The 15,574-nt window shown below is 44.1% G+C and carries 13 protein-coding genes; 12 read left to right on the forward strand and 1 reads right to left on the reverse strand.

Annotated features, from left to right (window positions below):
• The first annotated feature begins 49 nt into the window (after window positions 1-49).
• The 7 genes from PHILAsVB114_RS02365 to speB all read left to right on the forward strand — a co-directional run bounded on the left by PHILAsVB114_RS02365 (window position 50) and on the right by speB (window position 8,072).
• Window positions 50-1,477, forward strand: a complete 1,428-nt coding sequence (locus PHILAsVB114_RS02365) for a gamma-aminobutyraldehyde dehydrogenase (RefSeq protein ID WP_095697798.1) — start codon at window positions 50-52, stop codon at window positions 1,475-1,477.
• A 38-nt stretch (window positions 1,478-1,515) separates the two neighbouring features.
• Entirely contained in the window at window positions 1,516-2,688 is a 1,173-nt protein-coding gene (locus PHILAsVB114_RS02370; protein ID WP_095697799.1) for an ABC transporter substrate-binding protein, read from the forward strand.
• Window positions 2,688-3,827 (forward strand): ABC transporter ATP-binding protein, encoded by a 1,140-nt coding sequence (locus PHILAsVB114_RS02375; protein ID WP_095697800.1) that lies wholly within the window; start codon window positions 2,688-2,690, stop codon window positions 3,825-3,827. Before PHILAsVB114_RS02370 ends, PHILAsVB114_RS02375 begins: the two co-directional genes overlap by 1 nt.
• Complete coding sequence (locus PHILAsVB114_RS02380; protein ID WP_095697801.1) at window positions 3,827-4,720, forward strand: ABC transporter permease; 894 nt, start codon at window positions 3,827-3,829, stop codon at window positions 4,718-4,720. Before PHILAsVB114_RS02375 ends, PHILAsVB114_RS02380 begins: the two co-directional genes overlap by 1 nt.
• Window positions 4,717-5,505, forward strand: coding sequence for an ABC transporter permease (locus PHILAsVB114_RS02385; protein WP_095697802.1), 789 nt, complete (start codon window positions 4,717-4,719; stop codon window positions 5,503-5,505). Before PHILAsVB114_RS02380 ends, PHILAsVB114_RS02385 begins: the two co-directional genes overlap by 4 nt.
• 132 nt (window positions 5,506-5,637) lie before the next feature.
• Window positions 5,638-7,050, forward strand: coding sequence for an NAD(P)/FAD-dependent oxidoreductase (locus PHILAsVB114_RS02390; protein ID WP_095697803.1), 1,413 nt, complete (start codon window positions 5,638-5,640; stop codon window positions 7,048-7,050).
• A 23-nt stretch (window positions 7,051-7,073) separates the two neighbouring features.
• Window positions 7,074-8,072, forward strand: coding sequence for an agmatinase (gene speB, locus PHILAsVB114_RS02395; protein ID WP_095697804.1), 999 nt, complete (start codon window positions 7,074-7,076; stop codon window positions 8,070-8,072).
• Window positions 8,073-8,076: 4 nt separating this feature from the next.
• On the opposite strand, the gene gabT is transcribed toward speB, so the two are convergent.
• Entirely contained in the window at window positions 8,077-9,444 is a 1,368-nt protein-coding gene (gabT, locus tag PHILAsVB114_RS02400; RefSeq protein WP_095697805.1) for a 4-aminobutyrate--2-oxoglutarate transaminase, read from the reverse strand.
• A gap of 36 nt (window positions 9,445-9,480) precedes the next feature.
• Here gabT and dxr point away from each other — a divergent pair, with 36 nt between their 5' ends.
• The 5 genes from dxr to PHILAsVB114_RS02425 are packed head-to-tail and all read left to right on the forward strand — an operon-like array spanning window position 9,481 to window position 15,565.
• Window positions 9,481-10,629 carry a 1-deoxy-D-xylulose-5-phosphate reductoisomerase gene (dxr, locus tag PHILAsVB114_RS02405; protein ID WP_095697806.1) on the forward strand — a complete coding sequence of 383 codons (1,149 nt, stop codon included), beginning with the start codon at window positions 9,481-9,483 and terminating at the stop codon, window positions 10,627-10,629.
• Window positions 10,626-11,813, forward strand: a complete 1,188-nt coding sequence (locus PHILAsVB114_RS02410) for a M50 family metallopeptidase (protein WP_095697807.1) — start codon at window positions 10,626-10,628, stop codon at window positions 11,811-11,813. The genes dxr and PHILAsVB114_RS02410 overlap by 4 nt, the downstream gene beginning before the upstream one ends.
• Window positions 11,814-11,856: 43 nt before the next feature.
• Window positions 11,857-13,008 carry a flavodoxin-dependent (E)-4-hydroxy-3-methylbut-2-enyl-diphosphate synthase gene (ispG, locus tag PHILAsVB114_RS02415; protein ID WP_095697808.1) on the forward strand — a complete coding sequence of 384 codons (1,152 nt, stop codon included), beginning with the start codon at window positions 11,857-11,859 and terminating at the stop codon, window positions 13,006-13,008.
• A gap of 40 nt (window positions 13,009-13,048) precedes the next feature.
• Entirely contained in the window at window positions 13,049-14,782 is a 1,734-nt protein-coding gene (locus PHILAsVB114_RS02420) for a proline--tRNA ligase (protein ID WP_095697809.1), read from the forward strand.
• Window positions 14,783-14,785: 3 nt separating this feature from the next.
• Window positions 14,786-15,565, forward strand: a complete 780-nt coding sequence (locus PHILAsVB114_RS02425; RefSeq protein WP_095697810.1) for a sulfite exporter TauE/SafE family protein — start codon at window positions 14,786-14,788, stop codon at window positions 15,563-15,565.
• The last annotated feature ends 9 nt before the right edge of the window (window positions 15,566-15,574 follow it).

Genomic DNA, 15,574 nt, shown 5'->3' on the forward strand with positions numbered 1-15,574 from the left:
CACAGGAAAATAACTACACTTTTTTGCCCCTAGGGCGTAATCTCGCTCCATGGAAAAATTGAATAACTTCATAAACGGCAAGAGCGTTGAATCAAAATCTGACAAGAGAACAGATTTAGTTAACCCGGCAACAGGACAGGTTTTCGCCACTGCGCCAAATTCAAATGCAGCAGATGTAGATATGGCGATGAAAGCCGCAGCCGATGCCTTTCCTATTTGGCGCGAATCCACACCATCAGAGCGTCAACGCGCACTGTTAAAAATTGCCGATGCCATTGAATCTCGTTCAGAAGAACTCGTAAAAATTGAGAGCCAAAATACTGGTAAGCCCATTGGAATTACTACATCTGAAGAAATGCCTCCGATGTTAGATCAGATTAGATTCTTTGCAGGTGCAGCGCGTAACCTTGAAGGAAAGTCTGCGGCTGAATATATGCGCGGAATGACTTCATTTATTCGTCGCGAACCAATTGGTGTGTGTGCTCAAGTAACACCGTGGAATTACCCAATGATGATGGCTGTTTGGAAATGGGCACCAGCAATTGCTGCAGGAAACACAGTTGTACTAAAGCCAAGTGATACAACTCCTGCATCTACTGTGTGGATGGCTCGATTAATGAGTGAATTCTTACCTGCAGGTGTTATCAATGTTATTTGTGGAGAACGTGAAACAGGAGCAGCCCTTGTTGATCACCCAACTCCTGCAATGGTTTCAATTACTGGTTCAGTGCGAGCAGGAATGGAAGTTGCTGGCGCTGCAGCAAAACAATTAAAGCGTGTGCACCTTGAATTAGGTGGAAAAGCACCTGTAGTTGTTTTCAATGATGCAGATTTACCAGCAGCTGCCGAGGCAATTGCATTGGCTGGTTACTTTAACTCTGGTCAAGATTGCACAGCTGCCACACGCGTGATTGTGCAAGAGGGCGTCTATGAAGAATTCGTAGCGCTGCTTGCAGATCAAGCAAAGAACAACATTGCAATCGGAATGCCTGATCAAGACGTTCTAGTTGGTCCTGTAAATAATGTGAATCAACTCAAGCGAGTTGTTGGGTTCTTAGAGCGCACGCCATCTCATGCACGCGTCATGGCGGGTGGATCTCAACTAGATCAACCTGGATTCTTCTTTGCCCCAACCGTTGTGGCAGATCTCAAGCAAGATGATGAGATGATTCAAAGCGAAATCTTTGGGCCAGTTATTACGGTTCAGAAGTTCAAAGATGAGGCCCAAGCGATCGCTATGGGAAATGGCGTTGATTACGGTTTGGCATCTAGTGTCTGGACCAAGGACCATGGCCGGGCAATGCGCATGTCCAAGGCGCTGGATTTCGGAGTTGTCTGGATCAATACGCACATTCCGATGGTCTCTGAAATGCCGCATGGAGGCTTCAAACGCTCAGGATATGGAAAAGATCTTTCCCAATATGGCTTCGAGGATTACACCCGAATCAAGCATGTTATGACTAATCTAGGCGCATAAGCACACACCCGAACTACTGCACAAAGGAGCACACCCGTATGGAATCAAAGCGTCGACTTTCACCAGAAGCACGTTCAATAATTAATTCACAAATGTCACGTCGTGCACTGATTGCAGGTGCTGGTGGATTGAGTGCTGCTGGGTTACTTACAGCATGTGGTGGGTCATCATCAGGTGGCAGCACAGAAGGTGCTGTGCGTTGGGCAAACTGGACACTGTATTTAGATTACGACTCAGAGGCACAGTCATATCCAACACTTGAGAAATTTATTGCCGAATCTGGAATTAGCGTTGATTACAAAGAAGATTACAACGATAACGATGAATTCTGGGGCAAAGTACAAGGCCAGCTAAAACTCGGTGAAGATATTGGGTATGACATCGTTGCACCAACTGACTGGATGGCTGGTCGTTGGATTCGCATGGGATACGCACAAGAATTAGATGCAGCAAATATTCCTAATAAGGTAAACATTCTAGATGCGCTCGCGAACGTTAACTTTGATCCAGGTCGTAAGTCATCTCTTACATGGCAATCAGGCTTTGGTGGTTTTGGTTGGAATAAAGAAAAAGTTCCTGGGGGAGTTAAAACTCTTGATCAACTATTTTCAAAAGCCAACAAGGGCAAAGTAGAAGTTCTCTCCGAACTTCGCGACACCATTGGAATTATTCTTCAGTACCAAGGCGTAGATCCATCACAGAACTTCACAGAAGATCAGTACATGAACGCCGTTGATTACTTAGCAAAGATGATTAAAGATGGATTTATTCGCCAAGTTAAGGGAAATGATTACAAGGAAGATTTGATCAGCGGCGATGCAATTGCCGTTATTGGTTGGTCTGGAGACCTCTTCCAACTTGCGTCAGAAAATGATGGCAAGTTTGAGTTTGCAATTCCAGAATCAGGCGGAATGTTGTGGAGTGATAACTTGCTTATTCCATCGACTTCTACCAATAAAGCTAATGCTGAAAAGGTCATTAATAATTACTACGACCCAGCAGTTGCGGCAGAAGTTGCCGCATACGTAAATTACATCTGTCCTGTAAAGGGTGCACAAGCGGAAATGGAAAAGATTGACCCAGCTCTTGCTGCAAGTCCATTCATCTTCCCAACCGCAGAAACTCTTCAACAAGTGAAGGTATTCCGCGGATTAACACCAGCGGAGGAAACTTCATTTACAACAGCATTCCAGGAAGCCGCCGGCAACTAATGGCCGATGCTTCATCATCAACTCGTGGTGATCTTCGAATTGTTAACGTTACAAAATCTTTCGGAGATTTCACCGCAGTTGATGATTTGACGCTGACCATTCCCGAAGGGTCTTTCTTTGCACTGCTCGGTCCATCAGGTTGTGGAAAAACTACAACACTTCGAATGGTCGCGGGTTTAGAAGAACCAACTCAGGGAAGCATTCATATTGGCAATACTGACATTACGCATTCACGTCCGTACCAACGTCCTGTCAATACTGTTTTTCAAAACTATGCCTTATTTCCACACCTTTCAATCTATGAAAACATCGCATTTGGTTTACGCCGCCGCGGTATCAAAGATGTCAAAGAGGCCGTAGACAAGGTTTTAAACCTTGTAGAGCTACCGCATTTAGCCCAACGCAAACCTGTGCAGTTATCTGGTGGCCAACAACAGCGCATTGCACTTGCTCGCGCAATTGTTAATCGACCTGCGTTATTACTTCTTGATGAACCACTGGGCGCACTCGACCTCAAATTACGTCGACAGATGCAGATCGAACTTAAGTGGATTCAAACTGAAGTGGGCATCACATTCGTGCACGTCACACATGATCAAGAAGAAGCTATGACTATGGCTGACACGATTGCCGTTATGAATGAAGGAAAAGTTGAGCAGATGGGAACACCTGCCGATCTCTACGATAATCCAAAGACTGCATTCGTTGCTAACTTCCTTGGTCAGTCAAATCTGATCGAAGGAAAAATCGATGGAAATGATGGCGATAACTTTGTAGTTGATCTCTTTGGCCAGAAGATCAAAATCAATAAGAATCGCAGCCATGCAAAAGACTCTTCGGTTCTTGCAGGAATTCGCCCTGAAAAGATTCGTATTCAACCTGCTGGTACAGCGATGTCGGGAAATGTTCTCACCGGTGGAGTAATTTCTGATGCTTCATACATTGGCGTGAGTACTCAGTACCAAGTTGAAATGCCATGGAAGCAAGAACTTATGGTTTTTGAGCAAAATGATGATGGCATTGCGCCACTTGAAAAAGGCGATGCAGTAACTCTTTCATGGGAACCAGTCTTTACTTTCGCTCTCGATGGTCGCGAAGATGCATTCGCTGGTTCTGAAGTGCATGCGGATGAAGAGTAATGGCCTTTTTGCACGCAGCGGGTTCTAAAGTAAGTTCCCTAAAAGAGAAGAGATCCTTACTTCCTTATCTACTGCTTGCACCAGGAATTATCTGGCTCTTTACATTCTTTGTTCTGCCAATTGCTAACCTCGCGCGAACATCTACACAAACTCCAGTTGCAAATGGTGAGACTGGTTCTTATGAGCAAACATTTAGATTTGCAAATTACATAGATGCATTTATTGATAACAAGGAACAATTCAGCCGTTCGTTCATCTATGCATTTTTAGCTACAGTTTTAGCTTTAGCCATTGCCTATCCATTGGCATATGGCATTGCATTTAAATCTGGGAAATATAAGAATTTATTGCTTGTTCTAGTCGTTGCTCCATTTTTCACATCATTTTTGCTCCGTACAATTGCCTGGAAGCAAATTCTTGGAGAAGAAGGCCCTGTCATCGCAGTACTTCGCGGTATACACATCATCGGTGAAAATACATCGCTGACGGCAAGTGCTTTTGCGGTTGTAACGGGAATGACCTACAACTTTTTACCATTCATGACCTTGCCCTTGTATGCCAGCTTAGAGCGAATAGATCCGCGGACGATGGAAGCAGCGGGAGATCTATATGCCAATGCAATCACAACTTTTAGAAAAGTAACGTTGCCACTATCGATGCCTGGAGTAGTTGCTGGAACCCTTCTTACATTTATTCCTGCAGCAGGTGATTATGTCAACGCAGCAATTCTGGGAAATCCAAACACCAAGATGCTCGGCAACGTAATTGAATCTCGATTCTTTAAAATCGTGGATTATCCAACCGCTGCGGCGCTCTCATTTACATTGATGGCTGCAATTTTGATCTTGGTAACAATTTATATCCGCAAGGCCGGAACAGAGGAACTCGTATGAAAATTACTTGGTGGTTTCGAAAGAACCTCATACGCGTATACATGGTTCTGGGATTTACCTATCTTTTCATTCCGGTTGCATACACATTTGCCTTCTCATTTAACAATGGAGGTAAGAGCAATCTAGTTTGGAAAGGTTTCACTCTAGGAAATTGGCAAAATCCTTGTGGCGCTCCAGATGTGTGTGTAGCACTCGGCAACTCAATCCGTGTGGGACTAATCTCGACGGTGGCAGCAACGATGCTAGGAACATTAATTGCTTTTGCACTTGGTCGCCACCAATTCAAAGGTAGATCCACTACGAACACCCTAATTTTCTTACCAATGGCAACACCAGAAGTTGTACTCGGTGCATCCCTACTAGCAATGTTTTTAAATTTGGGTGTCAATCCAGGATTTTGGCCAGTAGTTATCGCCCACGTAATGTTCTGTATTTCTTTCGTAGTTGTGACGGTTAAAGCGCGCATCGCATCCCTTGACCCACGTCTTGAACAAGCGGCGATGGATCTTTATGCAAATGAGTTCCAAACTTTTAGAAAAGTTACCTTGCCACTAGTAGCACCAGGAATTGCCGGTGCGGCATTACTTGCATTTAGCCTTTCATTTGATGATTTTATTATTACCAACTTTAACTCTGGCACGTTAACAACTTTTCCTAAGTTTGTTTATGTTGCATCTGCACGAGGAATCCCTGCACAAGCCAACGTAATTGGTTCTGCAATGTTTTTCTTAGCTTTATTCATCGTAATAGCGGGTCAACTTGTCAGTCGGAGAAAAGCCCGCTAACCTATGAACAAGCCATAGCGAACTACAGATAGATATCTAAATATCTGCACTATGGGGTTAGGACTCCGGAGGACCCGGGCCAACTACGATTTGTGATTGAAGGGGTGATTCCGGTTAAGGCCGGATAGCGCGATGTCAGACATCGACCCTCATATTCTTAAACATCTCTCTGTAATGCAGCCAGAACTTTATTGGCTAGATGCTGATCCACTAGAACCAGAACCACATCCAACGTTAATTGGCGATGTGACAACGGATCTTTGCATTGTCGGAGCTGGTTACACAGGTCTTTGGACTGCGCTATTAGCAAAAGAGCGTAATCCAGAACGTGAAGTCATCATTGTTGAGCAACGCGAAACTGGATTCGGTGCATCTGGACGAAATGGCGGGTTCTGTAATTCATCCCTTACTCACGGATTTCTTAATGGGTATAGCCGTTTTAAAAATGACATGCAAGATCTTGAACGTATGGGGCGCGAAAACTTCAATGAAATTGAAGAGACTATTAAAAAATATGGAATTGATTGCGACTGGCAGCGCACAGGAGAACTTCGCATCGCTGTGAAGGATTGGCAATTAGATGGAATGAAAGAAGAAGCTGAGCTGCGCAATCAATATGGAGATCATGTTGAATTTTTAACACAAGCAGAAGTTCAAGCTCGCGTGAATTCACCAATTTATAAAGGTGGTTTGTGGGATGCCGATGGCACAGCCCTTGTTGATCCAGCTCGATTGGTATGGGGTTTGGAAAAAGTTTGCCTCAAACTCGGCGTTAAAATCTTCGAGAATAGCAAAGTAGAGTGGCTAGAACGCACGAGCGATGGAATTATCGTTCACACACCGTACGGAAGTGTTTATGCTGACAAAGTCGCACTTGCTACAAATATTTTTAAATCTCTCATAAAGCGTGCACGTAAATATGTTGTGCCGGTTTATGACTTTCAAGTTGTTACAGAACCACTAACGCCCGAACAGTGGAAGGCAATTGGCTGGGCAGGTAAAGAAGGCTTGTCAGAGGCTGGAAATCAATTCCATTATTACCGCGTAACTTCTGAGGGAGCAATCTTGTGGGGTGGCTATGACGCCATCTATCACTTCCGCGGTAAAGCTCGCCAAGAGTATGAAACTGATGCAGAGACGTATGCATATTTAGCTGCGGATTTCTTAGAAACTTTTCCACAACTTAAGGGTATTAAATTCACTCACGGTTGGGGCGGAGCAATTGATACATGCTCTCGCTTCTCACCATTTTGGGGACGCGCATATCGAAACCGTGTTGCATATGTTCTTGGATTTACCGGTCTTGGCGTTGCATCCACTCGATTTGGTGCGCAGGTGATGTTAGATCTAGTAGATGGCTTAGATACAGAGCGAACTCGCCTCAAGATGGTTCGCAGAAAGCCACTTCCATTTCCACCAGAACCTTTTAGATTTCTCTTCATTCGTCTGACTCAATGGTCGATTAATTACGCCGATGAGCATGACGGCAAGCGAAATCTCTGGCTTAAACTCTTAGATCGCCTTGGTTTAGGTTTCGATTCTTAATTAATTAGAAGTATTCTCTACCCATGGCAAACTTTGGAAATATGTATGGCCCTAAATTCACCTTCCTCGGTATTGGTGAATGCGATCTCGATGATCCAAAGACATATCAAGGAGCCGATGTAATAATTATTGGTGCACCAATTGATAGCGGAACATCGCATAGATCTGGCGCAAAGTTTGGTCCCCAAGCAATTCGCGGTGGAGATTACTTGCCACATGATGGTGAACGTCCACATATGGCACTTCGCACAGATGGACTTAAAGATTTAAAGGTTTTAGATGCTGGAGATTTATTGATGCCTGGTGGAGATTTAAAGAAATCTCTTGAAATGTTGGCAGTAGCAACCGAAAAAATTTCACGCGCCGGAATCATTCCTGTGATTCTCGGTGGAGACCACTCCATCGCCTCTGCCGATGTTGCAGGTATCGCAGCGCACCGCGGACTTGGGAAAATTTCGATGATTCACTTTGATGCACACGCCGATACTGGCGATTCACAATTTGGAGCACTTGAAGGACACGGAACACCGATGCGCCGCCTTATTGAATCTGGTGCGGTTCGTGGCGATAAATTCTTGCAATTAGGTTTACGTGGATATTGGCCAGGGGATCAAACCCTGAAGTGGATGCGCGATCAAGGTATGCGCAGCTATGAAATGACAGAAATTCATCACCGCGGGTTAAATGTTGTTTTAGATGAATCTTTTGCAACGCTGACCGATCAGTGCGATGGCGTTTTCTTATCTGTAGATATCGATGTAGTTGATCCAGGCATGGCGCCCGGAACAGGAACCCCAGAACCTGGTGGAATGACTAGTCGCGAATTACTCGAAGCGGTTCGTCGAATTTGTCTAGAGCTACCAGTAGTTGGAATTGATGTTGTTGAAGTTGCGCCAGCATTTGATAGCGCAGATATCACAGCAATACTTGCTAACCGTGTTGTTCTTGAAGCATTAAGTGCAATTGCAAAGCGCAAATCAGGTAAGCCTTACTCACCAACTCAGAACTTATTGGACCGCTAGTTAATTAGGCGCTGACAAGAGATTCATTGAGAACTGCGGTTATCGCTTCATCAAGAATAGATAAACCTTCTCGCAATAAATCTTCAGGAATAACTAGTGGTGGAATTAAACGAATTACGTTCGAATAAGTTCCAGCAGTCAGAATAAGCACACCCTTTTCTTGGCAGTACTTAACAATTTTTCCAAGGGCTGCAGTGTTTGGTTCTGTGCCACCAGGGATTACTAATTCGATTGCCTGCATTGCTCCACGACCACGGACTTCACCGATGATTGAATGCTTTGCTTTCATTTTATAGAGTTCATCGCTCATGATTGCGCCGATTTTCTTGGCACGATCTACGAGCTTGTCTTCTTCAATAGTTTTAATTGCTCCTAGCGCTGCGGCGCATGCAACAGGGGAGCCACCATATGTTCCACCTAATCCGCTTGCATGAATTGAATCCATGACATCTGCGCGACCAGTAACGGCGGCAAGTGGTAATCCACCCGCAATTCCCTTGGCGGTTGTAATTAAATCTGGCTCAAGATTTTCATCTTCTGAAGCAAACATCTGTCCTGTGCGGGCAAACCCTGTTTGAACTTCATCTGCAATAAATAGCGCACCATTATCTTTTGCGTATTTCGCTAATCCAGGCATGAAACCTTTAGGTGGAATGATAAATCCACCCTCGCCTTGGATTGGTTCGATAACGATTGCGGCAATGTTCTTTCCGCCAATTTCTTTATCCATTTTATGAATCACAACGTCGAGCGCATCTTTTTCACACGCTGCTGCTCCGCCTTCCCAGCGATATGGGTAAGCCATGGGCATGCGATAAATTTCTGGAGTAAATGGACCAAAACTATCTTTGTATGGCATATTTTTTGCAGTCATACCCATAGTCAAGTTTGTGCGACCGTGATAGCCATGTTCAAAGACAACAATTGCTTGACGCTTTGTGAATGAGCGAGCAATCTTGACTGCATTCTCCAGTGCTTCTGCGCCAGAGTTAAGAAGCACTGACTTCTTTGCAAATTTTCCAGGAGTTAAACGGTTAAGAGCTTCGCAGACTTCAATGTATCCAAGGTAAGGAGCAACCATAAAACAAGTGTGTGTGAATTCAGCTACCTGTCGTTGAACATTTTCAACAACGTGTGGTGCGCTATTTCCAACGTTAACAACAGCGATACCTGCACCAAGATCAATAATGTGGTTTCCGTCGACATCTACCAAGATTCCACCAGCTGCTCGTTCAATGACCGCTGGCATCGACATACCAAGTGATGCTGAAACTGCTGCGGCTCTACGAGCAATAATCTGCGTCGATTTTGGTCCTGGGATCGCAGTGATGACTTTACGTTTCTGTTCAACTGGCGCAATTGGTGTACTCATTTCCCCAGTCTACTTTGGCCGTGAGAAGATATCCACATGAGAGACCTGGTGATTCTTGGTTCAACAGGATCTATTGGTGTTCAGGCCCTAGAAATAGTCACTGCTAACCCAGGAAAATTCAGGGTTGTCGGCATCACTTCTGCAGGAAATAACCCACATGCTCTAATTGAACAAGCCAAGAAATTCGATGTCGGAGTCATCGGCACAATCCATAATGCGGAACTGATACGCGAAGCGCTGCCCGGCGTGAGCGTCATTGACGGTGCCGATGCAGCTGCACAGGTGGCATCTATTACATGCGATGTAGTTCTCAATGCAATAACTGGCTCGATCGGATTAGCAGCAACATTAAGTGCCTTAAAAGTTGGAAATCGTTTGGCACTTGCAAATAAAGAATCACTGGTGGCTGCAGGGGATTTAGTTATGTCACTTGCAAAAGAGAATCAGATCATTCCTGTGGATTCAGAACACAGTGCACTGTGGCAATGTCTCATGTCAGGTAAATCCACTGAAGTTTCTAAGTTAATTCTTACAGCATCAGGTGGACCATTTCGTGAGAGAAAAGACCTCTCTTCGGTAACAGTAGATCAAGCATTGGCGCACCCAACGTGGTCAATGGGTCCTGTCATTTCAGTGAATTCAGCAACACTGGTTAATAAAGCCCATGAAATTATTGAAGCTCACTATTTGTATAAAATGGATTATTCACGAGTAGAAGCGGTCATTCATCCAGAATCAGTAATTCATTCGATGGTGGAATTTATAGACGGTGCCACAATTGCTCAAGCAAGCCCACCAAATATGAAGGGCCCAATTGCTTATGCACTTAATTGGCCCAATCGCTTAAGTGCTGCAACGCCAGCAATGGATTGGAAGCAGAAGCATTCATGGAATTTTGAACCCGTGGATCACGAGAAGTTTCCAGCAATTGAGTTAGCCAAACGCTGCGGCGAACTCGGTGGAGGACTTCCTGCAATATTTAATGCTGCAAATGAAGTAGCAGTGCACGCTTTTCTAAAAGGCTCTATATCATTTACATCAATTATGGAGTGTGTAGAGCAAAGCGTTCAACGCCTTGGTGGATCATCCCCAAGTGCGATTCGGGATTTAAGTGATGTCAGCGCTATAGAGCAGGATGCGCAGAGCGTCGCCCGTGAAGTATTAGAACGAATGGTTTCCTCATGAAAATTATTGGAATTTTAGCTTTTGTTATTGCACTCCTGCTTTCGGTCATGATTCACGAATTTGGTCACTACATCACAGCCAAAAAATATGGCATGCGAGTCAGTGAATTCTTCCTCGGCTTTGGCAAAAGATTGTGGTCCTTCACTCGCGGTGAAACAGAGTTTGGAATTAAAGCTATTCCTGCTGGAGGTTACTGCCGCATTGAAGGCATGACTGCAACGGATGAGATGCCACCTGGTGAAGAATCCCGAGCGTTTTATAAAGCTAATTCAGGCCGCAAACTTATAGTTCTTGGTGCAGGTTCATTTCTGCACTTTGTATTGGGATTCATAATTTTGCTTGTTATTTTCGCAGCAATTGGAACTGCAAAACCAACTAACACGATTACACAAATTTCACCGTGCGTTCCTAAGGTCAATGCTGCATGTGCTAAAACAGATCCAAGATCGCCTGCGCAGATCGCTGGATTACAAGTGGGCGATGTCATCACTTCACTTAACAAAATACCTGTTACTAATTGGGCTAAAGATGTTGAAGTGATTCGATCTTCTGCTGGTAAAGAACTCCTCATTGAAATTGATCGAAACGGGCAAGTACAGACTTTTTCAATAATTCCTGCAACACGAGTTGTTGAAGGCAAGGAATATGGATTTCTTGGAATAGTAAATGGCTACGAGCTAGTCAAAGATGCACCCTTTACATCAATTAAAAATTCAGCACTTGTTTCATGGGAGTTTATGAGTAGCAGTGTGAAAGCAATTATTTCGTTGCCATCGAAAATTCCTGCACTGTGGGGTGCCACGGTATCTGGAAGCGAGCGAGATCCAAATGGGCTTGTTGGAATCGTTGGTGTTGCTCAAGTTTCCGGACAAGCAGTGAGCTCTGAAGGCTTAAGCACTGCAGAACGAATTCAAACATTTTTGTTGATCATTGCAAGCCTAAATTTCTTTGTGGGCGTATTTAACTTGCTTCCAATACTTCCACTAGATGGTGGACACATGGCAGTGGCAATAGCTGATGAAATTAGAGCGTTCTTTGCTCGCATTCGAGGAAGAGCTCGCCCAGAAGGAATTAACGTAAATAAGTTGGCACCAGTGACAATGGTTGTATTCATTGTGCTTGCAGCGTTGACAGTTCTGCTCTTGGCGGCAGACATAGTCAATCCTGTGCAACTGAATTTATAGCGCTCATGTCGCAACTTAAAAAGAATTAGGGCAGAATAAAGACATGGTTGATCTCGGAATTCCATCGGCACCACCACAGACCCTTACGCCGCGTCGAAAGACTAAGCAGTTAATGGTTGGCAAAGTTGGTGTTGGTAGTGATTCTCCGGTTTCAGTGCAATCTATGTGCACCACGTTAACTGCTGATGTCAATGCCACACTTCAACAAATCGCCGAACTCACAGCATCGGGATGTCAGATTGTTCGAGTCGCCGTTCCAAGTCAAGATGACGCAGATGCGTTAGCTCAGATTGCTAAAAAATCTCAAATTCCAGTTATTGCAGATATTCATTTTCAACCTAAATATATTTTTGCGGCAATTGATGCCGGGTGCGCAGCTGTTCGCGTTAACCCTGGCAATATCAAACAATTTGATGACAAAGTAAAAGAAGTTGCTAAGGCTGCCGGGGATGCAGGAATTCCGATTCGAATTGGTGTAAATGCAGGTTCCCTTGATCCTCGCTTAATTGCTAAATATGGAAAAGCTACTCCAGAAGCACTAGTTGAATCTGCACTATGGGAAGCAAGCCTCTTTGAAGAGCATGGATTCTCAGATATTAAAATTTCTGTCAAACATCATGATCCCGTGACAATGGTGAATGCATATCGTTTATTGGCATCAAAGTGTGATTATCCATTGCACTTAGGTGTTACAGAAGCTGGACCAATTTTTCAAGGAACAATTAAGTCAGCAACCGCATTTGGAATTTTGCTCGCTGAAGGAATTGGAGACACGATTCGCGTCTCTTTATCCGCGCCTCCAGTGGAAGAAGTCAAAGTTGGTATTTCAATTCTTGAATCTCTTAATTTGCGTCAGAGAAAACTAGAGATCGTTTCATGTCCATCATGTGGTCGCGCACAAGTTGATGTTTATACATTGGCTGAAAAAGTTCAAGCAGGATTGCAAGGTATGACAGTGCCACTACGAGTTGCTGTTATGGGTTGCGTTGTAAATGGTCCGGGTGAGGCTCGTGAAGCAGATCTTGGTGTTGCATCCGGAAATGGAAAAGGACAAATATTTGTTAAAGGCCAAGTAATTAAAACTGTTCCAGAAGCACAAATTGTTGAAACACTCATCGAAGAAGCAATGCGCTTAGCCGAAGAAATGGAAGCTGCGGGTGTCGCTTCGGGCGAACCATCCGTTGATGTTCACTAACCTCACACAACTCACGCCATCCCTCAGGTAGGCTCGCACCATGTTGCGAATGTCCTCACTCTTTTTGCGCACATTGCGCGATGATCCAGCCGATGCTGAAGTCGCAAGCCACAAACTCTTAGTTCGCGCCGGATACATCAGACGAATTGCAGCAGGTATTTACTCTTGGTTGCCACTCGGATACATAACTCTGCGAAACATTGAAAGAGTTGTCCGTGAAGAGATGGATGCTGCAGGATTTCAAGAAGTTCACTTTCCAGCGATGCTTCCAAAAGAGCCTTATGAAGAGACAAATCGTTGGAGTGAGTACGGACCAGAACTATTTAGACTTCAGGATCGCAAGGGCGCGGATTATTTATTAGGTCCAACCCATGAAGAGATGTTTACTCTGATGGTCAAAGGCGAATACTCCTCATATAAAGATTTGCCACTTTCGCTCTATCAAATTCAAACAAAATACCGTGATGAACCTCGTCCACGAAGCGGAATCATTCGAGGTCGCGAGTTCGTAATGAAAGATTCTTATTCTTTTGATATCGACGATGCTGGTTTGGATCTTTCTTATTCGAAACATCGTGAGGCATACGTAAAAACGTTTAAGCGCCTGGGTTTGAGCTACAACATTGTCAGTGCAATGGCGGGTGCAATGGGTGGATCTAAATCTGAAGAATTCCTAGCACCATGTCCAACGGGTGAAGATACATATGTACTCTGCGAAAAATGTGGTTATGCAGCAAATGTTGAAGCGATGAAAACGCTTATTGATGCACCCGCACATAAAGATTTCCCGGCACTTGAAGTATTAGATACTCCAAATACGCCAACGATTGATTCATTAGTTGAAGTCCTTAACTCACAATACGGTGGGGGATATACAGGCGCCGATACTCTAAAAAATGTTATGTTGATGGCAGATAACAAACCAATTGCTGTTTTGGTCCCCGGAGATCGTGAAGTTGATATCAAACGTCTACAAGCGAATTTAATCGGCGTATCTGAACTAAGAATTTTCGAAGAAGAAGATTTTGCAAAGCATCCTAAACTTGTTAAAGGTTACATCGGGCCACAAGATGCTAAAAGTTTTGGAATAACCCTCTATGCCGATCCACGTATTGCTCCAGGAACTGCATGGGTCACTGGTGCTAATAAGAAAAATTGCCATGCACGCAATGTTGTCAATGGTCGAGATTTCACACCTGATGCCTATGTTGAATCCGCTGAAGTTCGTGCCGGTGATTTATGTCCATCATGTAAAGAACCTGTAATTATTGATCGCGCAATTGAGATTGCACATATTTTTCAATTAGGTCGCAAGTATGCACAAGCATTGAATCTAACGGTTTTAGATCAAAACGGAAAAGCACAAGTAGTAACCATGGGTTCATATGGCATTGGTGTTTCGCGTGCGGTCGCCGCAGTTGCAGAACAAACACATGATGAAATCGGTCTTTCATGGCCTATTGAAGTTGCACCCGCAAAGGTACATATCGTTGCAACAGGAAAAGAAGACAAACCCTTTGATGTTGCAGAAAGTATTGGCGTGGAATTAGAAAAATTAGGTATTACAGTTTTGTTAGATGATCGCCGAGATCCAAGTGCTGGTGTTAAGTTTAAAGACGCCGAACTAATAGGTATTCCGATAATTATCGTTGTGGGCAAAGCACTTGAACAAGGCAACGTCGAGATTCGTGTGAGAAAGAGTGGAGAAAAATCCGAAAGTAGCGTTGCAGACGCTGTTAAAAATATCGCATCGATACTTTCAAAGCTTTCGTAATCCATGTTTGGTGATATTTCTCAAGCAACAATTTTCTTTCTTATTCTTGCCGCATTTAGTGCCGGATTAGTCGATGCCATTGCAGGTGGCGGTGGCCTCATTCAACTTCCCGCACTTTTAATTGGACTACCGCAAGTAAGCACTGTTGAAGTTCTGGGCACTAACAAAGTTGCATCAATTTTTGGCACGAGCGCATCTGCTCTGATGTATCGGCGTAGCGTAAAGACAGATGCAAAATTCTTGGCTTCAATGGCAATTCCTGCATTCATCGGATCGGTTTTAGGAGCGCTGAGCGCTTCGAAAATTCCAACGCAATCAATGCGGCCAATTGTTTTCATCTTGCTTGTAGCTGTTGCAATATATACATGGCGAAAACCAGATCTCGGTGCCATAGAGCTACTTCGCCATGACGCAAAGAAGCGTTTTTCAATTTCTGCATTGGCAGGAGTAGTTATTGGTTTCTATGATGGAATTTTTGGACCTGGCACAGGTTCGTTTTTAATGTTGACTTTGATTTATCTAGGATTCGCATTTTTAAGCGCATCTGCAATTGCCAAGGTGGTTAATGTTTCAACAAACCTAGGTGCAATTCTGGTTTTTGGGTTTCACGGAGCAATTATTTGGCAGGTGGCACTGGTGTTGGCTATAGCGAACATCGTTGGGGGATTGATGGGAGCGCGCTTGGCAATTAGTGGCGGTTCTACCTTAATTCGAAAGGTTTTTCTTCTTGTCACTCTTGCACTCATTGTGAAAGTGGGAATAGACACCGTAACGAATTGGTAAGTTTAGAAT

The sequence above is a fragment of the Candidatus Planktophila limnetica genome, assembly GCF_002288365.1.
GTDB classification, from domain to species: domain Bacteria; phylum Actinomycetota; class Actinomycetes; order Nanopelagicales; family Nanopelagicaceae; genus Planktophila; species Planktophila limnetica.